The organism is Streptomyces sp. BL1 (assembly GCF_057628045.1).
On sequence record NZ_JBXYWZ010000002.1, the window covers coordinates 2,993,418 to 3,013,581 of the forward strand.

The following is a 20,164-nucleotide window of genomic DNA, read 5'->3' on the forward strand; positions in this document are numbered from 1 at the left end:
AGATGAGGCCCGGATCCTTGGGATCCGGGCCTCATCCTTCAGTAGCGGGGACAGGATTTGAACCTGCGACCTCTGGGTTATGAGCCCAGCGAGCTACCGAGCTGCTCCACCCCGCGCCGTTGTGTGCACTACTTTAACCACACGCCTGCGACCAGCGCAAATCACGTCCCGTTCACCTCGGCGGTACGCCGCGGTGGGCCGTGCGGACGGGCGGCGGGGCCCGCCCGCACGGTGTGTCCCGTACGGGCGGACCCCTATGCCGTCAGCTCCGTGCCGAGCGCCTCGCGCAGCCGCGCCGCGCGCTCGGCCACCTCGGCCGGGCCCAGCTCGACCGCACGCGCACACCACTCCTGGCCCTCGGCCAACTCGCCGCGCCGCGCGTGGATCAGGGCCAGCCGCAGCGCGGCCCTGCCGTGCCCCGCCTCGGCCGCACGCCGCCACCAGAGGGCCGCCTCCGGCTCGCCGCCCTCCCTGGCCAGCAGCAGGCCGAGGTTGAACGCGCCGTGCGCGCTGCCCGCTTCGGCCGCCGCGCGGTACCAGCGCGCCGCGTCGACGACCTCGCCGCGCGCCGCCGCGCACATGCCGAGCCGCACCTGGGCGCGGCGGTGGCCGCGCTCGGCCGCCCGCTCGTACCACTCCTCGAACGCGGCGCGGGGCTCCGCCGGACGGCCCGCCTCCTGCGGCGCCGGCGAGTGCTGCCGCTCCAGCAGCGTGCCCAGCCGGAACGCGCCCTCGACGCTGCCGCCGTCCGCGGCGCACCTCAACTGCCCTTCAGCGGCCGTCTCGTCGCCCTCGCGCAGCAGCGCGATGCCGACCTGCAGGGCGGCCTCGGCGTGCCCGGAGGCGGCCGCACGCTCGTACCAGGTGCGCGCCGTACGGTCGTCGCCGCGGCCCACGTGCAGGATGCCGAGGTTGAACGCGGCGTCCACGCTGCCGGCTTCGGCCGCCTTGGAGAACCACGGCTCGGCGCCGTCCGCGTCGCCGCGCTGCAGCAGCAGCACGGCGAGCGCGTTGGCCGCCTCACGGTGACCTGCGTACGCGGCACGGCGGTACCATTGCTCGGCCTGCGCGATGCGGCCCTGTGCCGCGCACAGCAGTCCGAGGTTGAACGCGCCGTTGTCGCAGCCCGCTTCGAGCGCCACGCGGTACCACCGCTCGGCCGCCTGGCGTTCGCCGCGCTCGGCGTGCAGCGCGCCCAGGGCGTTGGCGGCGTTGCCGTCGCCGTCCTCGGCCGCGCGGCGCCACCAGACCGCGGCGCTCTCCTCGTCCCCGGCGTCCCGCAGCAGGAAGGCGAGCGCGCAGGCGGCGCGTGCCTCGCCGTCCTTCGCCGCGGTGAGGTACCAGCGGCCGGCTTCCTTCAGCTCGCCGCGCCGCTCCAGGATGGTGCCGAGGCGCAGCGCGGCCCTGCGGTGACCGCGGGCCGCCGCCTGCAAGTACCACTGCTCGGCCTCGCGTTCGGCCTCCCCGTCGGCCTCTCCGGCCGGCTGCGCGTCCACGGGCGCATCCGCGGACGCGTCCGTACGGACATCCGAACGGGCGCTGTCGCGCGGGCTGTTGCAGTCGAGACCGGCGCGGTCCGCCACGATCTGGCCGATGCGGTACGCCGCTTCGCGGTGACCGTGTTCGGCGGCGGCGCGGAACCACTCCTCGGCCCCGTCCTCGCCGTGGTGCTCCAGCAGGTCGGCGAGCGCGTAAGCGCCCAGCGCGTGCCCCGACTCGGCGGACTGGCGCAGCCAGTAGTACGCGGCGGGCTCGTCGCCGCGCTCACGGTGGTGCCGGCCCAACGCGTGCGCCGCGGCGGCCGATCCGGCGACGGCGGCGATGCGCCACCAGCCGGCCGCCTCGTCGGGGCAGCCGCGCTGATGCATCAGCACACCGAGGTTGTTGGCCGCGGCACGGTCGCCTCCGGCGGTGGCCGCCCGCAGATGCGGTTCGGCGCCGTCGAGATCTCCCCGGCGCAGCAGCTGCGCGCCGAGCAGACTCAGCGCCGCCGTGTCGCCGGCGTCAGCGTTTCCCGTCCGGCCCGTCCCGGTCCCCGGTGGACCATTGAGCCTCACCATGTCCCCCATAAGCACCATCGTCGCACCACCTGCAACCCGCGTACACCTGGTATACCGCAGCCAGTGAGGTCACTTCAGAGGTTTGTCGACTTCCCGACACGGCGACTCCTCAAACCGCTTGTCAACAACGGGCCTTGAGAACCACTCGTGCCAACGAAGAAGGGCCCGGAGTCCGTTGACTCCGGGCCCTTCCCCTTTCCAGTAGCGGGGACAGGATTTGAACCTGCGACCTCTGGGTTATGAGCCCAGCGAGCTACCGAGCTGCTCCACCCCGCGCCGTTGTGTGCACAACTCTACACCACGTCACGGGGTGGTTCCGACTACGGCTTCTTCGCTCCCTGGCCTGCGTCCTCGGCTTCCTTCAGGGCGCTCTGCAGGTCCTTCTGGGCCTTGCCGTACGCCTCCCAGTCGCCCTTCTGCAGCGCCTTCTGGCCCGCGTCGTACGCCTCTTGGGCGTCCTCCAGGGCGTTCTGCACGCCGGCGTTGCCGGAGGCGGGCGGCTTGGTGCCGGTGTCTCCCTGTCCGGGATCGGTCTCCTCGGCCCCGCCGTCGGCGCCGAAGACCTTGTCGAGCGCCTGGCCGAGGGTGTCCTCGAAGGCGATCTTCTCGCCGTACGTCACCAGCACCTTCCGCATGCGCGGGTAGTTGTTGCCGGTACCGCGTACGTAGACAGGCTCGGCGTAGAGCAGTCCGCCCTCCATGGGCACGGTCATCAAGTTGCCGTACTCGACCTGCGAGTCGCCGCGCTTGAGGAGGTTGAGCGACTCGGCGATCTTCGGATCGGAGTTGAACTTGCTCTGTACCTGCTTCGGCCCGGGAACCGTCGTGTTGGACGGCAGCTTCAGGAGTCTGATCTTGCCGTAGTCCTTGCTGCGCGCGTCCGCGTCGGTGGCCATGAAGGCGCCCAGCGTGTCCCGCCCATTCGGGTTGAACGTGGTGGTGAGCTGGAACTTCCGGCTCTGCTGGTCCGGCATCTTCATGCTCAGGTAGTACGGCGGGACCGCGCCGCTGCCCGTGTGCGTCGGGTCCTTCGGGATCTGCCAGCGCTCACTGCCGCTGTAGAACTGCGAGGGCGACGTGACGTGATAGCGGGTCAGCAGCTCGCGCTGCACCTTGAACAGGTCCTGGGGATACCGCAGATGGTCCATCAGCTGGCTGCTGATCTCGCTCTTCGGCTTCACGGTGTCCGGGAAGGCCTTCATCCAGGTCTTCAGCACCGGGTCCTTCTTGTCCCACTGGTACATCTCGACCTTGCCGGTGTAGGCGTCGACCGTCGCCTTGACCGAGTTGCGGATGTAGTTGACCCGGTTCTGCTGGGTGATCGCCGAGCGCTGCGCGTCGGTGAGCGAGTCCTCGGTGCTGGAACCCAGGGTCGTCCGCGACGAGTACGGGTAGCTGTTGGACGTCGTGTACGCGTCGACGATCCACTTCACCCGGCCGTTGACCACCGCCGGATAGGGGTCGCCGTCGATGCTCAGCCAGGGCGCGACGGACTCCAGGCGCTCCTTCGGCGTGCGGTTGTAGAGGATCCGCGAACCGTCGCCGATGGCACCCGAGTACAGGATCTGCGGCTCGCCGAAGGTGATGGCGTAGGCGGCCCGGTTGACCGGGTTGCCCAGGTTCACTCCGCTCTTGCCCTGGTAGGTGTACGTCTTCTCGCCGTTGGAGTCCGCGTAGTCGAGCTCCTTCTGCGGGCCGCCGACGATCGAGTACTGCGAGGTCTTCTCGCCGTAGTAGATCCGGCCCTCGTACTTGCCCATCGAGCCCTGCGGCGGCAGGTCCTTCTCGGTGAACGCCGGGGCGCCGTCCTTGTCGGTCGTGGTGCCCTTGGCGCTGACGACGCCGAAGCCGTGGGTGTACTTGAAGTGCTCGTTGATCCAGTTCTTCTCCGGGATGCCGTTGGTGTTGATCTCCCGGAGGCCGATGACCGTGTCCTGGTCGTTGCCCTTGCTGTCCTTGTAGCGGTCGACGTCCAGCGTGGCGGGGAACTGGTAGTACCCGCGCACCTGCTGGATCTGCTGGAACGCCGGCGAGACGACGTTCGGGTCGAGCAGCCGCATGCTGGCCGTGTTGTCCGCGGCCGTGCGCAGCGTCTCGTTGTCCGCCTTGCTGGTGCCCGAGTAGGGCGACACCTCGGCGTCGTCGATGTCGTACGCGTCGCGCGTCGCGTCGATGTTCTTCTTGATGTACGGCGATTCCTTGGCCTGCTCGTTCGGCGAGACCTGGAACTTCTGCACGATCGCCGGGTAGAGACCGCCGATCAGGATCGCCGAGAGCACCATCAGACCGAAACCGATGACCGGCAGCTGCCAGGTGCGCCGCCAGATGGTGGCGAAGAACAGCACGGCACAGATGATGGCGATGCAGAACAGGATCGTCTTCGCGGGCAGATAGGCGTTCGCGTCGACGTACTTCAGGCCCGTCCAGTTGTCGGTGGCCTTGAAGTCACCGGACTTCACCGCGAGTCCGTACCGGTCGAGCCAGTACGCCACGGCCTTCAGCGCCACGAAGACGCCCAGCAGTACGGAGAGATGGCCGGTCGCCTGCGAGGTGGCCCGGGCGCTGGGAGTGGTGATGCGGAGGCCGCCGTACAGATAGTGCACCAGCGCGGCGGCGAGCAGCGCCAGCACGGCGGCGGCGAAGCCGAAGCTCAGCAGGAAGCGGTACCACGGCAGATCGAAGGCGTAGAACGAGACGTCCTTGTGGAACTGCGGGTCGGTGGTGCCGAAGGAGGTGCCGTTCACCCACATCAGCCAGGTGCGCCACTGGCCGGCAGCGGAGGCGCCGGAGATCAGCCCGACCAGCGCGGTGACGCCCAGCAGCAGCCACTTCTTGTACGGTGCGATGCCCATCCGGTACCGGTCGAGGCTCTGCTGTTCGAGCGACATTGCGCTGAGCGGCGGACGCAGCCGGTGGGCCAGCCAGATGTTGAAGCCGACGGCGGCGGCCATCAGCAGGCCGAACACGACGAACATGCCGGCCTTTGTCAGCAGGGTCTTGGTGAAGACCGAGCTGTAGTTCACCGATCGGTACCACAACCAGTCGGTCCAGAACCCGGCAAACATGACGAAGAGCATGGCCAGGACCGCGAGGACACCCACTGTCAGCAGCAGTGTCCGCGCGCGCCGGGAGGGCCGGCCCACTCTGATCCGCGGTCCGGAGGGACCGCCTGAGCCCCGGTCCGGCATCTGGAAAGCCAAGGTGCGCACCTCGAAGATTCGCAGTGGTTGGAACGTCGATCAGCAGAGCCCGCATCGTAGAGCCCACCTGTGCAACTTACTCAAGCTTTACTCAGTTCCCGTTTCCGGGGTCTTAGGCGGCACGATAAGGACATGAACAACCTTCCTGATGACGGCACGCCCCTCGCTGCCCCTCCCCTCACCCGCGCCGTACTCGAAATCGACGAGTACGCGGCGGGCCTGGGCTGGGACCAGCCCGCCAGGCTCTTCGCCCTGGTCGACACCGCACAACTGCGCGCGCAGGAGCCCGTTCTGGCCGGACAGCTCGGCCTGGACGAGGACGGCGAGAACAGTGACACCCCGCAGTCCAATCTCACCCCGGTGGAGCAGGACGAACTGCCCAGCGGCACGCCGCTGGACGAATTCCTCGCGACCATCGCCTGGCCCGGCGCCGTCGCCGGCTGCGCGATGACGGTGGAACGGCTGATGCTGCCGCCCTCCGCCGAGGACTCCGTACCGGAGGACCTCCAGCAGGAGGGCGCCGAGGAGCAGCTCTCGGAATGGGTCGCCGGCCACCCCGAACGCCAGGAAGTACGGATGACGGTGGCCGTACTGCGCGACGGCACCCGGGAGTCCGCCGTGCGGCTGCGCGAGAAGGACGCGACGACGGAGGTGCTGACCGGCGCGGACCTCGTGCCCGGCCTGGCGCAGGCGCTCTCGGCCACCCTGGAGGACTGAGCCCGGGGCGGCCGTCCGGTGACGTCACTTCGGCGGGCCCGCGCTCCGCGGGCCCGCCGACGGTCCGTCAGCTCGCCTTGCAGAGCGGCAGTCCGGACGTGTCGCCGCTGCGGATCTTCTTGAGCGCGGCCGTCGCGTCGTGCATGGAACGGGTCTTCACCAGCGTGAGCCCCTCCGGCTTGTCCTTCGCCGCAGCCGCGCAGTTGCCGGCCGGGGTGAGGAAGTAGTGGGCGCCCTTGGCCCGCGCGGCGACGGTCTTCATCTGGATGCCGCCGATCGCGCCGACCTTGCCGTCGTCGTCGATGGTCCCCGTGCCGGCCACGAACTTGCCGCCCGTCAGCTGCTGGGGCGTCAGCTTGTCGACGATGCCGAGCGCGAACATGAGGCCGGCGCTGGGCCCGCCCACGTCCGCCAGCCTGATGTCGATCTCGAACGGGAACGTGTGCCCCGTACCCGGCTGGATGCCGACGATGGCCCGCTTGTCGTCCGGGGCCTTCTTCGTCGTGAGCGTGACCCGCTTCTGGTCCCGCACGGGCGGCTGCTCGCCCTTCTTGCCCGCGGCCTCCGCCTTGGCCGCGGGGATGACGGTGAACGTGACCCGCTGACCCGGCTTGCGCTTCGTGACCAGCTTGGCCACCTGTTCCGGCTTCTTCACCGCCGTACCGTCGACGGCACGGATGACGTCACCGGCGTGCAGAGTGCCCTCCGCGGGGCCGCCCTTGACGACCGAGGCGACGATGACGTGTGAACTGACGGGAATGCCAAGCTCCTTGAGCGCCGACACCTTCGCGCTCTCCTGCGAGGCGCTGAACTCCTCGGCGTTCTGCTCGTCGACCTCCTGGGCCGACTTGTCGTCCGGATAGAGCGTCTTGTGCGGGACCACCGCGCTGTCGTGACGCAGCCATCCGTAGACCGCCTCCGCCACGTTCATCCTGTAGTCGGCAGCGGTCACACGGACCGTCGTCATGTTGAGATGCCCCGAGGTGCCGTACTGCTTGTGCCCCTTGATGTCGAGCACGGGCTCGCCACCGTGGTCGCCGAGCGTGTTGACCGTCGGACCGGGCGACATCTTCGCGTACGGCACCGGGATCAGCACCGCGGCACAGAGCAGCGCGATGAGGATCAGCGTCGACGTGAGTATCGTCCCGGTACGGCGTGGCATGCCCCGACAGTACGGGACGGCTCAGTCAGTCAGCCGTCCGGGCCGGTCCGTCCGGGGCCAGCGCCGGAGCGCGTTCTGACGGGCTCTCGGAGCGGTGGCCGTCGTCGGCCTCCTTGCCGCTGTCGGGACGCGGACGCTCCATGGCTGCACGGAACCGCTCATAGCCTTCGACGCCGTCCACATCGGGGACGGAGCTGCGTCGTCGGCCGGCCCAACTGCCCCACACACCTGCCACGACCGCGGCAGCGACCGGAATCAGCAACCAGGCGAGAGACGCCATGCAGACCTCCTGACTCCACGTGAGTGTGCCGTACCCATGCGGATAACCGGCTGATGAGCAGATTAACCACCCGAGAGTCAACGGTCTGGCCCGGGGGCCGGTTACGCAAGCCGAATTACCCGCTCCGGCACAAGGAGTTGAGGGGGTTCCGCCTGTGCGGTCCCACGGTCAACAGGCGCCGACCCATTCCTCTGTGCCGTCGGCGAAGGACTGGTGCTTCCAGATCGGAACCTGGTGCTTCAGATCGTCGATGAGACGCCGGCAGGCGTCGAACGCCTCCGCGCGGTGCGGGCACGAGACGGCGACGACCACGGCCAGATCCCCCACCGTCAGATCGCCCACCCGGTGCACGGCGGCAAGCGCGCGGACGGGGAAGTCGGCGGCCACTTTCTCGGCGACACGGCGCAGTTCGGCCTCGGCCGTGGGATGCGAGGAGTATCCGAGCCCCGCCACGTCGGCGCCGCCGTCGTGGTCGCGGACCGTGCCGACGAAGAGCGCGGTGCCGCCCGCGGCGTCGTCACCGACCGCCGCGAACACTTCGTCCAGGGAGAGCGGCTCCTCGCGGATCCCGAGCAGCCGGACCGGGTCGGCCGCCGCCTGCTCGCCGGGATGGTCGTACGTCTGTGCCATGGCGTTCATGCTGCCGTACGGACGGGGGCAACGGAACACCTGACTGTTCCCGGTCGTGTCGCCGGGCCGGAACGCAGCGCGGGGGGCGTCACAGTCCGCGGCGTTTCCGGGCCCTGCGCACCAGGGCCGCCGTACCGAGGAGCGCGACGGTCGCACCGGCCGCACCCGCCGCGGTGGCCGCCTCCGTACGGCCGAGGCGGCGGCCCGCGACGGTGTGCCGGCCGGCGACCTCCTCCAGCAGTTCGGCGAGGACTTCCTCGTTGGTCCAGCGCGGGCGCCATCCGGCGTCGTGCAGCCGGGAGCCGCTGACGACCCAGGGGTGCATCGTGTACGCGAGGTCGCCCGCCGGGGACGGCGTGATGCCGAGCCGGTGCAGCCGGGAGGCGGCGCCCAGCGCCACGGCGGAGGGCAGCTCCATCCTGCGGATGCCGGTCAGCTCCTCGACCTCCTCCTGCTCCAGCCAGCCGTCGCAGCCGACGGCCAGCTCGCCTTCCACCTTCTCCAGGACCGCGCACTCCAGGGCGCTCACCAGGTCCTCGACGTGGCAGAACTGCCAGCAGGGCCGCGAGTCGGCGACGACGAGCAGCCGCGGGGACTCGAAGTAGCGGGTGAGCGCGGTGTCCATCCCGGCGCCCACGAGGACGGCGGGACGGACGACGGTGACGTTGAGCCCGGGGTGCGCGCGGGGCGCACGGCGGGCCAGCCGCTCGATCTCCAGCAGGTCGCCGACGCCGGTTCCGTCGGCGGTCGCGCGCAGTTCGGCGTCCTCGGCGAGCGGGACGTCGTTGTCGGACAGTGCCCCGTAGACCATCGCGGAGGTGCACAGCACCACCCGGCGCACTCCGGCCGCTGCCGCCGCCGTCAGAACGGTCTGCGCACCGCGCACGTTGTACGCGGTGCGTGCCGCGGGGTCGGTCTCCAGGTCGAGATCGAGCGCCAGGTGCACCACGACGTCGACAGGATCGCCGTCACCGCGGAGCCGGTCGGCGATGGCCGGGTCGCGGACGTCCATGGTGTGCCACTGCGCCTCGGTGACCTCGCCCTGCCGTTCGTCGATGCCGATCACTTGCTTGATCTGCTCCGATTCCGCAAGTCGCTCGGTGAGCAGGGCGCCCACTCCGGAGGCGGCGCCCGTGACGGCGACCGTGGGGGTTCGCGCTGCGCGAACGTGGGACTCGGAGGAACTCACCGGGCGTCTCCAGCGGTTGTTTCTGGTACGAGGTGCGCAGGCTCCATCCTGCCTGACAGGTGTCTAGGCTGGAGGCGGAGCCCACCAGAAGATGCAGGATCTTCCGTTGATGTCGATCCATAGAACCGTCCGACGACACAGAGCCGAGGGAAACCCGTGAGTGACACCCCATTCGGATTCGGCGTACCTCCTGAGGAGCCCGAGGACGGGGACGAGGGCAAGAAGAAGCAGGGCGGCAGCGGCGACGAGAGCGGCCAGGGTAAGGGCCAGAACCCGGCGGACCCGTTCGGTTTCGGCGGCCTGCCCGGCGGCGGAGCGGGCGGCGACAACCCGCTCGCTGCGATGTTCGGTTCGCTGGGCGGCGGAGCCGCGGGCGGCATGGACCCGAACGACCTGGGCGCCGCCTTCCAGAAGCTCGGCCAGATGCTCTCGTACGAGGGCGGCCCGGTGAACTGGGACATGGCCAAGGACCTCGCGCGGCAGACCGTCGCGGCCGGTGCGCAGGACGGCTCGAAGGACGCCAGCGTCGGGCCGAACGACCGCGCGGCCGTCGAGGAGGCCGTACGCCTGGCCGACCACTGGCTGGACGGAGTGACCTCGCTGCCCTCCGGCTCGAACACCGCCGTGGCGTGGAGCCGCGCCGAGTGGGTCGAGGAGACGCTGCCCGTCTGGAAGGACCTGGTCGACCCGGTCGCCGAGCGGGTCGGCGCCGCCATGGGCGACGTACTGCCCGAGGAGATGCAGGCCATGGCCGGCCCGCTGCTCGGCATGATGCGCTCCATGGGCGGCGCGATGTTCGGTACGCAGATCGGGCAGGCGCTGGGCGTGCTGGCCGGCGAGGTGGTCGGCTCGACCGACATCGGACTGCCGCTCGGCCCCGCCGGCAAGGCGGCGCTGCTGCCGGGCAACATGTCCGCGCTGGGCGAGGGCCTGGGCGTCCCGCAGGAGGAGGTCCGGCTGTACCTCGCGCTGCGCGAGGCGGCGCACCAGCGGCTCTTCATGCACGTGCCGTGGCTGCGTTCGCACCTCTTCGGCGCGGTCGAGGGGTACGCGCGGGGTATCAAGGTCGACACCTCCAAGCTGGAGGACGTGGTCGGCCAGATCGACCCGCAGAAGCCCGAGGAGCTGCAGGAGGCCCTTCAGCAGGGCATGTTCCAGCCCGAGGACACCCCGGAGCAGAAGGCGGCGCTGGCCCGGCTGGAGACGGCGCTCGCGCTGGTCGAGGGCTGGGTGGACGCGGTGGTGCACGCCGCCGCCGAGCCGCACCTGCCGTCGGCCTCCGCGCTGCGCGAGACGCTGCGCAGGCGGCGCGCCACCGGCGGCCCCGCCGAGCAGACCTTCGCGACGCTGATCGGTCTGCAGCTGCGGCCGCGACGGCTGCGGGACGCCTCGCGGCTGTGGGCCTCGCTGGCCGACGCCAAGGGCGCCGAGGGCCGGGACGGCCTGTGGGAGCACCCGGACATGCTGCCGACCGCCGAGGACCTGGACGACCCGGACGGTTTCGTGCACCGCGAGCAGCCGGACTTCTCCGAGCTGGACAAGATGCTCGGTGACGCGGCCGGGAACGCGGGCAGGGAAGGCCCCGCAGCCGGCGCCGAGGACGGCGGCAAGGACGACACCGGCGAGGACGACGGGAAGAAGTGAGCCTGTACGAGGACGCGGTGCGGGTGCTCGACGAGTGGCCCGCACCCGACGACGGACAGGACGCCCTGCGGAAGTCGTATCGGGAGCATCTGTCGGAGCACTCCGACGGCATGTGGAAGGCGTGTGCCGACGGGCACGTCACGGCGAGCGCCCTTGTGCTCGATCCGCCGCGCGGCCGGGTGCTGCTGACGCTGCACAGGAAGCTGCGCATGTGGCTGCAGATGGGCGGCCACTGTGAGCCGCAGGACGGCACGCTTGCGGAGGCCGCACTGCGCGAGGCCACCGAGGAGTCCGGCATCACGGGTCTGCGGCTGCTGCCCGGCGGCCCGGTCCGGCTGGACCGGCATCACACGCCGTGCGCCTGGCACTTGGACGTGCAGTACGCGGCGCTCGCGCCGGAAGGTGCGGTGGAGGCGGTCAGCGAGGAGTCGCTGGACGTGCGCTGGTTCGCGTACGACGAGGTGCCGTCCGTGGCCGACGCCTCGGTCGTGGCCCTGACGGAACGTGCCCGCGCCCTCGTGTGAGAGCGCGGGCACGCACCCGGGCCCGCCCGCCGGCGGGCCCGGACATCCGTACGGCGCCGGTCAGTTGGGCACGCCTCCTCGGGCGACTGTGCGCGCCGGCACGTCAGGCTCTCGGGTGGGGGCGGGAATTCACTCTTCGCGGGTGGCGGGAACGTGCGGCAGCCGGTCCGCCGCGACGACGCCCTCGAGATAGCCGCGCGCCCGCTCCGTACGCGGATAGGACTCCAGCAGCCGCCAGAAGCGCGGGCCGTGCCCCGGCACCAGCAGATGGGCGAGCTCGTGCAGGAGCACATAGTCGACGACGTACTCCGGCATGCCCTTGAGGCGGTGCGAGAGCCGGATGCTGCCCTCGGCCGGAGTGCACGAACCCCACCTGGTGTTCTGGTTGGTGACCCAGCGGACCGAGGCGGGACGGGCCCGGCCGTCCAGATACTGGCGGGACAGCGAGGCGGCCCGCTCGGCGAGCTCGCTGTCGCCCAGCATCCGCTTGCTCTCCTGCGCCGCGAGCTTGTCCAGCATGACGCCGATCCAGCGTTTCTCCTCCGCGGCGGACATCCGGGCGGGGATCAGCACGACGGTGCGGTCACCTTCGCGATAGGCGGAGACCGTACGCCGTCGGCGCGCGCTGCGGCGCACTTCGACCGCGCTCTGGCCGGTGGTGTTCAGCGGGTCGGCGGACACGTCACGACGTTACCCGTTGGCGCCCCGGGAAGTCCCGCGTCCCTGGCCGAACCCCGGAAATACCCGGGTGAGTGATCCGCTTGTACGACTATTACCCCCACCCTGTGGAAAACCCGCGCCACGGGAACCCGCATCGCCCCCATGCTGTCTCCCGTCACGAGATTCACGAGCGCACGACCGCGGACCGGGCCCAGGGGGACACCATGAGGGACACGATGCACCCGATGATCAAGACCGCGCTGCGGCGGGCCTGGAAGGACCGGCAGAACGTGCAGTTCGGTGTGACTCCCGAACACGCCGTGCTGCTCGGCCCGGTGGACGACGCGACCGCGTGTTTCCTCGGTCTGCTGGACGGCACCCGCAGCCTGGAGCAGCTGCGGGAGGAGGCGACGGCGCTCGGGCTCGGCGAGGGAGCGGCCGACCGGCTGACGGCACGGCTCACCGCCGCCGGCGTGCTGGACGACGCCACGGCCGACCGGGCGGCCTCCGCGCAGGTCGGTGACCGGCTGCGCCCCGACCTCGCCTCGCTCTCCGCCATACACCGTGCGCCGGGTGCGGGTCTGCGCCGGCTGACCGCGCGACGGGAGGCCTGTGTGCAGGTGCGGGGCGCGGGGCGGGTGGGCGCCATGGTCGCCGCGACGCTGTCGGCGTCCGGAGTGGGGCAGGTCGATGTCGTCGACGGAGGAGAGGTGCAGCCCTGGGACACCGCGCCCGGCGGCATTCCGGCGGACGGTACGGGCGAACGCCGGGACGCGGCAGCCCGCAAGGTGGTGCAGCAGGCCCGGCCGTGGCGGGCCCGTTCACGTCCGGGTGTCTCCCTGGTGGTGCTGACGCCCCGCGACGGGATGGAGGCGTACGCCCCGGACCCGTCCGCCGCGGAGGGCTTCGTGGAAGCGGGAACTCCGCATCTGTACGGGGGAGTTGTGGAGGGTTCGGGTCTGGTGGGGCCGCTGGTGCTGCCGGGGCGGACGCCGTGTGCGGACTGCATGCTGCGGTCCCGCGCGGAGCAGGAGCCCGGATGGCCGCTGGTGGTGGGCCAGTGGCGCACCGGCGGGCGCCGCCGCGGGGGCGTGCCGGCCTGTGACCTGGCACTGGCGACGGTGGTCGCGGGAGTGACGGCTTCGTACGCGCTGGGCTTCCTGGACGGTGAGGGCGGCTGCGCGGCGGGCTACCGGGTGCGGTTCACGCTGCCGCATCTGCTGCCGGACACCGAGCCGTTGACTCCGCACCCCGAGTGTTCATGCGGTGCCGCTTCCGTGGCGTCGGAGCGCCCGCCCTCGGCGGATCACTCTTCACGGGCCACAATGGCCGGGTAGCCCCCGCGCTCGGTCGTCGACGACTGCCGGTGCTGTCCGGTTGAGCTGTATGGGAGTTGGAGGACGCATGTCGGATCTGCCCCGTAAGGCGGTCACCCGCACCGCCAAGCTGGCCGCACTGCCACTGGGGTTCGCCGGACGCTCCGCCTGGGGAATCGGCAAGCGGATCGGCGGATACTCGGCCGATCTGGTGGGGCACGAACTGCAGCAGCGCACAGCCGAACAGCTCTTCCGCGTGCTCGGGGAGTTGAAGGGGGGCGCCATGAAGTTCGGCCAGGCGCTCTCGGTCTTCGAGTCGGCACTCCCCGAGGAACTGGCCAAGCCGTACCGGGCGACTCTGACGAAGCTTCAGGAGGCGGCGCCGCCGATGCCGGCCGGCACGGTGCACACAGTGCTGGCCGAGCAGCTCGGCGAGGACTGGCGTGAACTCTTCACGGAGTTCGACGACAAGCCCTCGGCGGCGGCCTCCATCGGCCAGGTGCACCGCGCGGTGTGGCACGACGGCCGCGAGGTCGCGGTGAAGGTGCAGTATCCGGGCGCCGGGGATGCCCTGATCTCGGATCTGAACCAACTGGGCAGGTTCGCCCGGCTGCTGGGCCCGCTGGTGCCGGGCATGGATGTGAAGCCGCTCATAGCCGAGCTGCGCGACCGGGTCACCGAGGAGCTGGACTACGGCCTGGAGGCGCAGGCGCAGCGTACGTACGCGGAGGAGTTCGCCGACGATCCGGACGTGCTGATCCCGGATGTGGTGCACCAGGGCGAACAGGTCCTGGTGACCGACTGGATGGACGGGGAGCCGCTGGCCTCGGTCATCGCGGAGGGCGAGCAGGAGGACCGGGACCGGGTGGGGCAGCTCCTCGCCCGTTTCCTCTTCTCCGGCACGGCGCGTACGGGTCTGCTGCACGCCGATCCGCACCCGGGGAACTTCCGGCTCGTCACCGATGAGGGCCCGGACGGCCGGACCCGACGGCGGCTGGGCGTACTGGACTTCGGCACCGTGGACCGGCTGCCGGGCGGGCTGCCTCAGATGATCGGTTCCACGCTGCGGCTGGTGCTCGCGGGAGAGGCCGAGACCGTCTACGAGAAGCTCTGCGCGGAGGGGTTCGTCGGCGAGTCCGTCGAGCTGGATCCGGACGAAGTGCTGGACTATCTGCTGCCGATCATCGAGCCGGCCCGGGTGGAGGCCTTCGAGTTCACCCGGGAGTGGATGCGGGAGCAGGCGGCGCGGGTGGGCGATCCGCGGTCCCCCGCGCACCAGTTGGGACGGCAGCTCAACCTTCCGCCCTCCTATCTGCTCATCCACCGGGTGACGCTGAGCACCATAGGCGTGCTGTGCCAACTGGGGGCGACAGTACGCATGCTGGAGGAGATGGAGGCATGGGTGCCCGGCTTCGCCGAAGGCTCCCCGGAGGACGCCCCGGACGAAGACTCCGCCGGCGGTGAGGCCGCGGAGGAGGAAACCACGGACGAAGAGACGTCCGCCTGACAGGCCGTCACCACCAGGCCGAGTCCAGACGGCCCTCGATGGCGCGGATGTTGGCCCGCGAGCAGCGCTCACAGAAGTACCGGCGGGTGCCGTTCTCCACGGAACAGACCCAGGTCACCGGCGCTTTGTCGGCGGCTTTCCCGCAGTTGGCGCAAATCGTGCTGTCTGCCTTTTTCTCTTCCACCTGTCCGAATGTAGCCCCGGAAACGGCCGGGAGCCGGGGCGCAACGCCCCGGCTCCCGGATCGCTTGTCACTGCATGACGGCCATGGCGAGCGCGCGCCGGGCACGCAGCGTCGCGCGCTCGGCGCGCCGCTGGAGCCGGCGTGCCGAGGCGACCCGCAGCGCGCGGTTCTCCTGATCGGCATCGCGCAGCCGTTGCCGCATATGGGCCCGTGCCATGGTTTCTGGCATGAGTTGCATCTCGCGGTTCCTGTTCTGGCGCGAGCCGTTCGCCGCCGGGCGGGAACGGGCGTCTGCGCCGTGAGTGTTGATGCTGTCGGTTGTGGTCTGTGCCATCGCGGGGTCCTGCTTCGGAAGGTGACGCGGCAGAGGGCCGTGCGTCATCGGGTGGTCGATAGTGCCGGGGGTGGTCATGCCGTGACCGGGTTCTTGCGCGGACGGCCACGGGGACGCTTCCGGGGCACGACGACGCCCTGCACGAACAGCTCGCCGCCCCAGACGCCCCAGGGCTCGCGGCGGTCTTTGGCGCCGGCGAGACAGGCCTCACGCAGCGGACAGGTCTGACAGAGCGACTTGGCGTACTCCACGTCGGCGGGGTCCTCGGCGAAGAAGACCTCCGGGTCGTAGGACCGACAGGGAACGGTTACGCCGAGACGCTCGATGGCGTCGTCGAGCTCGGTGAGAGTGATCAGCGGGGCGGTCAAGGAGTCCTCCGTGGCGGTTTCGTGGGGCGGGATCAGGTCGGTACGCGCCGAGTGTTCGTGCGTCTCGAGGTGCACTGTCGGTTCTTCCTCGTCTGTCGGTGTCTGTTGTCGGGTCGGTCCGGCTGGTGGCCGGGCGTTGTGGCAAACAGAAGGGCCGCGGATCCCGGTGTGGGTTCCGCGGCCCTGGAAGGTGCCGACCTGATCTTTCGCCGATCAGGCTGGATCTCTCCAGGGATAGAGCCCACGGAAGGCCCACATGTGGTGCTGGTGCTGCGTCTGCGTCTGGATCTGCGTCTTCTGGCGTTCTGCGCCGGCACCCGCGACCGCGAAGTCAAAGGCATAGGCCTGTCCTGCTGCTGCCTCTACTACCGCGGGTGCCTTGGCCGGTCGCTCATTGGCGCCGAGGGAGACGCCGGACAGACCGGTGCTGCCAAGGCGGAATCCGAGCAGGCAGGAGGAGGCAACGACCTGGCGGTCGGTCATTTTGCTGGTGGCAATGAAGTCGATCACTGGTCTCGCCTCCTCTCGGCGTCTCGGTGGAACCGCGTGTGCGGCCCCGAAGATGTGCAGGATTCAGTACAGCATGGATGGGGCAGAAGAAGAAGCCCCGCCCTGTCCACGTCCGGAAGGCTATGGGGGTCCGGACGGCGGGCGCAAACTATTTTTCCGGCGTATCCGTAACAGCTTCCGTGACATCTTCCGGAGCTGGATCTTCCGCTCCGGAGTCCGCATCGTCGCCGGTCAGCTCCTCACCCGCGCACAGCGCCAGCACGTCGGCGCCGTATCGCTGCAGCTTGCGGCCGCCCACGCCGGAGATCCGGGCGAGTGCGGGCTCGTCGTCCGGGACGGCCTCGGCGATCGCCAGCAGGGTCTTGTCGGTGAAGACGCAGAAGGCGGGCTGGCCCAGCAGCGTGGCCTGTTCCGCACGCCAGTCGCGGAGCCGTTCGTACAGCACCTCGTCGAGCTCGGAGGGGCAGTCCTCACAGCGCATCAGCTTCATCTCGCCGGGGTCCGTGAGCGTGCGCCCGCACACCCGGCACTGGACCGGGCCGCGGAGCTTCCGCTGCCGGGACGGGGCGCCGCCCGCGCCGCGGTCGATGCCGCCGCCCCCGCCCGCCGTACGGGCGCCGGAGGCCGCGGAGCCGGGCCGCAGGCCGTTCAGGAAGCGGCTCGGGCGGCGGCCCGCTCGTCCGCCGGGCGACCGGGCCAGCGACCAGGAGAGGGCGAGATGGCGGCGGGCCCGGGTCACCCCGACATACAGCAGCCGCCGCTCCTCCTCGATCTGCTCGTCGGTCTTGGCGTAGGTGATGGGCAGCATGCCCTCGGTGAGCCCCGTCAGGAAGACGGCGTCCCACTCCAGGCCCTTGGCCGCGTGCAGCGAGGCGAGGGTGACGCCCTGCACTGTCGGCGCGTGCTGGACGTTGGCCCGCTCGTCGAGCTCCGCGACCAGATCGCCGAGCGTCGCCCCCTCCTTGGCCCGGGCGAAGTCCTCGGCGAGCCGCACGAGCGCGGCGAGGGACTCCCAGCGGTCGCGGACCGCGCCGGAACCCGCGGGCGGCTCCGGGGTCCAGCCGCTGCCGCTGAGCACAGCCCGCACCTGGGCCGGCAGCCCTTCGGCGTCGTCCAGCAGGGAGTCGTTCTCGCCGAAGCGGGCGGCGCTGCGCAGCTTCACGCCGGCCTCGCGCACCTCGGGGCGCTCGAAGAACCGCTCGGCGCCGCGGAGTTGATACGGCACCCCGGCGTCGGCCAGGGCCTGCTCGTACACCTCGGACTGGGCGTTGATGCGGTAGAGCACGGCGATCTCGCCGGCGGAGACGCCGGAGTCGAGCAGCTCGCGGATGCGCCGGGCGGTGCCCTCGGCCTCGGCGGGCTCGTCCGCGTACTCGGTGTAGACGGGCTCCGGGCCGGCCTCCCGCTGGGCGATCAGCTCCAGCCGGTGCTCGGCGGCGCGGCCGCGGGCCTGCGAGAGCAGCCCGTTGGCGAGGTGGACGACCTGCGGCGTCGAGCGGTAGTCCCGCACCAGCTTCACCACGGTGGCGTCCGGGTGCCGCGTACGGAAGTCGAGCAGGTGGTCGGGGGTGGCGCCGGTGAAGGAGTAGATGGTCTGGCTGGCGTCGCCGACCACGCAGAGGCTGTCCCGGTCGCCGAGCCAGAGCTCCAGCAGCCGCTGCTGGAGGGGGTTGACGTCCTGGTACTCGTCGACGACGAAGTTCTGGTACTGGCCGCGGACCGTCTCCGCGATGTCCGCGCGGTCCTGGAGGACGCCCACGGTCAGCAGCAGGACGTCCTCGAAGTCGATCACGGTCCGCTCGCGCTTGAGCTGCTCGTACAGCTCGTAGACCCGGCTGATCTCGGCGGAGTCGCGCGGCGCCGCGCGGCTCGACTTGGCGACCGCGCCCGGGTAGTCCTCCGGGACGATCCGGGAGACCTTGCACCACTCGATCTCGCCGGTCACGTCCCGCAGTTCGTTGCGGTCCAGCCGCAGGCCGCTGCGCGCGGCCGCCTCGGCGACGAGCTGCACCTTGCGGTCCAGCAGCCGCGGCAGCTCACCGCCGATGGCCTTCGGCCAGAAATACTGCAGCTGCCGCAGCGCGGCCGAGTGGAACGTGCGCGCCTGTACGCCGGTGGCTCCCAGGGCGCGCAGCCGGCCGCGCATCTCCCCCGCTGCGCGGCTGGTGAACGTGACGGCGAGCACGCTCGCGGGCGGCAGGATCCCGGCCCGCACGCCGTACGCGATCCGGTGCGTGATGGCGCGGGTCTTGCCGGTGCCGGCGCCGGCCAGCACGCACAACGGGCCCTGCAGCGAGGTGGCGACCTCGCGCTGCTCCGGGTCCAGCCCCTCCAGCACCGCGTCGGCGTCGCGCGGCGGCGGTGCGTACTCCCCGTGGACGGAGGTCTGCGGGAAGAGAGTGGAGTCCGTTGCTGCTGTCACCCCGCCATGCTGCCAGGTTCCCGGTTGCTCCCGAGCCGGCTGTCCACAGCCGGGTCATGTTTGTCGTATGAATACGGCTTCGTGTGAGCACAGCGACGAATGAATACTGTGCGGGGAATGGCCGTGCGGGGGGCGGACGTTCCCTCTGAGCAACCGCCGAACACGAAGGAGCGCGAAGACCCATGGCAGGCACCGTGACGATGTACAGCACCACCTGGTGCGGCTACTGCCGCCGTCTGAAGGGCCAGATGGACCGCGAGGGGATCGCCTACACCGAGGTCAACATCGAGCACGACCCGGAGTCCGCGACCTTCGTGGAGAAGGTGAACAACGGCAACCAGCTGGTGCCGACGGTGCTCTTCCCCGACGGTTCCGCGCTCCCCAACCCCTCGATCGCCCAGGTCAAGGAGAAGGTCAGCGCCTGAACCGGCGCCTGGCAGCGGGGCGAAGGCCCCGCACCGGGCGGGCGCCCGGCCCTCGGGCCGGAGCGCCGCCCGGGGTGGTCAGGGCCGCGGCTTCGGCAGCGGCTCGCCGTACCAGAGCTCGACCAGCCGGGCCGCGATGGAGATGCCGGCGGGAGGCAGGACCTCCCCGGCCTCGATCGCGGCCCGCAGGTCGTCCCGGGAGAACCAGCGAGCCTCGCCGATCTCGTCCCCGTCGACCTGGATCTCCGGTGAGGTGGCCTGCGCCATGAAGCCGAGCATCAGGCTCGACGGGAACGGCCACGGCTGACTGGCGACGTACTGCACAGGGCCGACGGTGACGCCCGCCTCCTCGGCGACCTCCCGTACGACCGCGCACTCGATGGACTCGCCGGGCTCCACGAAGCCGGCCAGCGTCGAGAAACGCCCCTCCGGCCAGTGCACCTGACGGCCCAGCAGCGCACGGTCCTTCTCGTCGGTGACCAGCATGATCACTGCCGGGTCCGTGCGCGGATAGTGCTCGGCGCCGCAGGCAGGGCAGCGGCGGATGTGTCCCGCGGCGGCGATGGAGGTCCGTTCGCCGCAGCGCGAGCAGAACCGGTGGGTGCGCTGCCAGTTCTCCAGACCGATCGCGTGCGTCATCAGTTCGGCGTCCCGGTCGGACAGCAGGACGCCCGCTTCGCGCAGTCCCGCGGGGCGCGCGATGTCGTCCATCCGGCCGGGCAGCGAGTCCTTCTGCAGTGCGAAGTAGCGCACGCCTTCCGCGTCGATACCGAGGAAGTAGCGGTGCGCCTCGGTGAACGGGGCGTCGAAGGACGGCATCATCACCAGTTCGGTACGGCCGTCCTCGGTGTCCTCGATCAGGGCCTGCCCACCGGAGACCACGAAGACGCGCGTCGTCGGGTGGCTCCACGCGGCCGCCAGCCAGGCCTCGTCCATCCGGTGATGCGCGGCACGGTCGATGCCGCCGGTGCCGGCGAGGGTGACGGGACGGTCGGCTGCGGTGCGGTCGGTCCAGGTGGTCACTTCTGCTTC

General features: G+C 70.8%; 18 protein-coding genes and 2 tRNA genes. 6 read left to right on the top strand and 14 right to left on the bottom strand.

The genetic code is table 11. The annotated features are described in order from the left end of the window. Nucleotides 1-42: 42 nt before the first annotated feature. From AC3AGO_RS13130 to AC3AGO_RS13145, 4 genes are all read right to left on the bottom strand, one after another. A tRNA-Met gene (locus AC3AGO_RS13130) sits at nucleotides 43-116 on the bottom strand. 138 nt (nucleotides 117-254) lie between these two features. Continuing rightward, complete coding sequence (locus AC3AGO_RS13135; RefSeq protein WP_487820359.1) at nucleotides 255-2,069, bottom strand: tetratricopeptide repeat protein; 1,815 nt, start codon at nucleotides 2,067-2,069, stop codon at nucleotides 255-257. A gap of 193 nt (nucleotides 2,070-2,262) precedes the next feature. After that, nucleotides 2,263-2,336, bottom strand: a tRNA-Met gene (locus AC3AGO_RS13140). Between the two features lie 44 nt (nucleotides 2,337-2,380). Beyond that, complete coding sequence (locus AC3AGO_RS13145; RefSeq protein WP_487820360.1) at nucleotides 2,381-5,269, bottom strand: UPF0182 family membrane protein; 2,889 nt, start codon at nucleotides 5,267-5,269, stop codon at nucleotides 2,381-2,383. A gap of 123 nt (nucleotides 5,270-5,392) precedes the next feature. Between AC3AGO_RS13145 and AC3AGO_RS13150 the strand changes: the two genes are divergently transcribed. After that, entirely contained in the window at nucleotides 5,393-5,977 is a 585-nt protein-coding gene (locus tag AC3AGO_RS13150) for a PPA1309 family protein (protein WP_487820361.1), read from the top strand. A 67-nt stretch (nucleotides 5,978-6,044) separates the two neighbouring features. Here AC3AGO_RS13150 and AC3AGO_RS13155 read toward each other — a convergent pair whose 3' ends face one another. From AC3AGO_RS13155 to AC3AGO_RS13170, 4 genes are all read right to left on the bottom strand, one after another. Next, nucleotides 6,045-7,139: a YlbL family protein gene (locus AC3AGO_RS13155; RefSeq protein WP_487820362.1), complete on the bottom strand. Its 1,095-nt coding sequence runs from the start codon at nucleotides 7,137-7,139 to the stop codon at nucleotides 6,045-6,047. A gap of 25 nt (nucleotides 7,140-7,164) precedes the next feature. Beyond that, a complete protein-coding gene (locus tag AC3AGO_RS13160) occupies nucleotides 7,165-7,419 on the bottom strand; it encodes a hypothetical protein (RefSeq protein ID WP_487820363.1) in 255 nt (84 codons plus the stop codon). A 168-nt stretch (nucleotides 7,420-7,587) separates the two neighbouring features. Next, nucleotides 7,588-8,049 carry a molybdenum cofactor biosynthesis protein MoaE gene (locus tag AC3AGO_RS13165; RefSeq protein ID WP_487820364.1) on the bottom strand — a complete coding sequence of 154 codons (462 nt, stop codon included), beginning with the start codon at nucleotides 8,047-8,049 and terminating at the stop codon, nucleotides 7,588-7,590. 88 nt (nucleotides 8,050-8,137) lie between these two features. After that, on the bottom strand, nucleotides 8,138-9,238 hold the full coding sequence (locus AC3AGO_RS13170; RefSeq protein WP_487820365.1) for an SDR family oxidoreductase: 1,101 nt from the start codon (nucleotides 9,236-9,238) through the stop codon (nucleotides 8,138-8,140). Nucleotides 9,239-9,394: 156 nt separating this feature from the next. Between AC3AGO_RS13170 and AC3AGO_RS13175 the strand changes: the two genes are divergently transcribed. Together AC3AGO_RS13175 and AC3AGO_RS13180 are read left to right on the top strand one after the other, a co-directional pair. Then, the gene (locus AC3AGO_RS13175; RefSeq protein ID WP_487820366.1) at nucleotides 9,395-10,882 is read left to right on the top strand and encodes a zinc-dependent metalloprotease; all 1,488 of its coding nucleotides are present in this window, start codon (nucleotides 9,395-9,397) and stop codon (nucleotides 10,880-10,882) included. Then, nucleotides 10,879-11,406 (top strand): NUDIX hydrolase, encoded by a 528-nt coding sequence (locus AC3AGO_RS13180; protein WP_487820367.1) that lies wholly within the window; start codon nucleotides 10,879-10,881, stop codon nucleotides 11,404-11,406. The genes AC3AGO_RS13175 and AC3AGO_RS13180 overlap by 4 nt, the downstream gene beginning before the upstream one ends. Before the next feature lie 129 nt (nucleotides 11,407-11,535). Here AC3AGO_RS13180 and AC3AGO_RS13185 read toward each other — a convergent pair whose 3' ends face one another. After that, nucleotides 11,536-12,087 (bottom strand): M48 metallopeptidase family protein, encoded by a 552-nt coding sequence (locus tag AC3AGO_RS13185; protein WP_487820368.1) that lies wholly within the window; start codon nucleotides 12,085-12,087, stop codon nucleotides 11,536-11,538. A 215-nt stretch (nucleotides 12,088-12,302) separates the two neighbouring features. Between AC3AGO_RS13185 and AC3AGO_RS13190 the strand changes: the two genes are divergently transcribed. Together AC3AGO_RS13190 and AC3AGO_RS13195 are read left to right on the top strand one after the other, a co-directional pair. Beyond that, complete coding sequence (locus AC3AGO_RS13190) at nucleotides 12,303-13,403, top strand: ThiF family adenylyltransferase (protein ID WP_487824642.1); 1,101 nt, start codon at nucleotides 12,303-12,305, stop codon at nucleotides 13,401-13,403. A 67-nt stretch (nucleotides 13,404-13,470) separates the two neighbouring features. Further along, nucleotides 13,471-14,889 (top strand): ABC1 kinase family protein, encoded by a 1,419-nt coding sequence (locus AC3AGO_RS13195; RefSeq protein ID WP_487820369.1) that lies wholly within the window; start codon nucleotides 13,471-13,473, stop codon nucleotides 14,887-14,889. 251 nt (nucleotides 14,890-15,140) lie between these two features. Here the strand turns inward: AC3AGO_RS13195 and AC3AGO_RS13200 are convergent, their stop codons facing one another. From AC3AGO_RS13200 to AC3AGO_RS13215, 4 genes are all read right to left on the bottom strand, one after another. After that, the gene (locus AC3AGO_RS13200; RefSeq protein WP_487820370.1) at nucleotides 15,141-15,485 is read right to left on the bottom strand and encodes a hypothetical protein; all 345 of its coding nucleotides are present in this window, start codon (nucleotides 15,483-15,485) and stop codon (nucleotides 15,141-15,143) included. Then, nucleotides 15,482-15,850, bottom strand: a complete 369-nt coding sequence (locus AC3AGO_RS13205; protein ID WP_487820371.1) for a WhiB family transcriptional regulator — start codon at nucleotides 15,848-15,850, stop codon at nucleotides 15,482-15,484. Before AC3AGO_RS13205 ends, AC3AGO_RS13200 begins: the two co-directional genes overlap by 4 nt. 138 nt (nucleotides 15,851-15,988) lie before the next feature. After that, a complete protein-coding gene (locus AC3AGO_RS13210) occupies nucleotides 15,989-16,285 on the bottom strand; it encodes a hypothetical protein (protein WP_487820372.1) in 297 nt (98 codons plus the stop codon). A gap of 148 nt (nucleotides 16,286-16,433) precedes the next feature. Further along, nucleotides 16,434-18,707: an ATP-dependent DNA helicase UvrD2 gene (locus AC3AGO_RS13215; protein ID WP_487820373.1), complete on the bottom strand. Its 2,274-nt coding sequence runs from the start codon at nucleotides 18,705-18,707 to the stop codon at nucleotides 16,434-16,436. 182 nt (nucleotides 18,708-18,889) lie between these two features. Between AC3AGO_RS13215 and AC3AGO_RS13220 the strand changes: the two genes are divergently transcribed. After that, nucleotides 18,890-19,132, top strand: coding sequence for a mycoredoxin (locus AC3AGO_RS13220; protein ID WP_487820374.1), 243 nt, complete (start codon nucleotides 18,890-18,892; stop codon nucleotides 19,130-19,132). A 78-nt stretch (nucleotides 19,133-19,210) separates the two neighbouring features. Here the strand turns inward: AC3AGO_RS13220 and nudC are convergent, their stop codons facing one another. After that, complete coding sequence (gene nudC, locus AC3AGO_RS13225) at nucleotides 19,211-20,155, bottom strand: NAD(+) diphosphatase (RefSeq protein ID WP_487820375.1); 945 nt, start codon at nucleotides 20,153-20,155, stop codon at nucleotides 19,211-19,213. Nucleotides 20,156-20,164 lie beyond the last annotated feature (9 nt).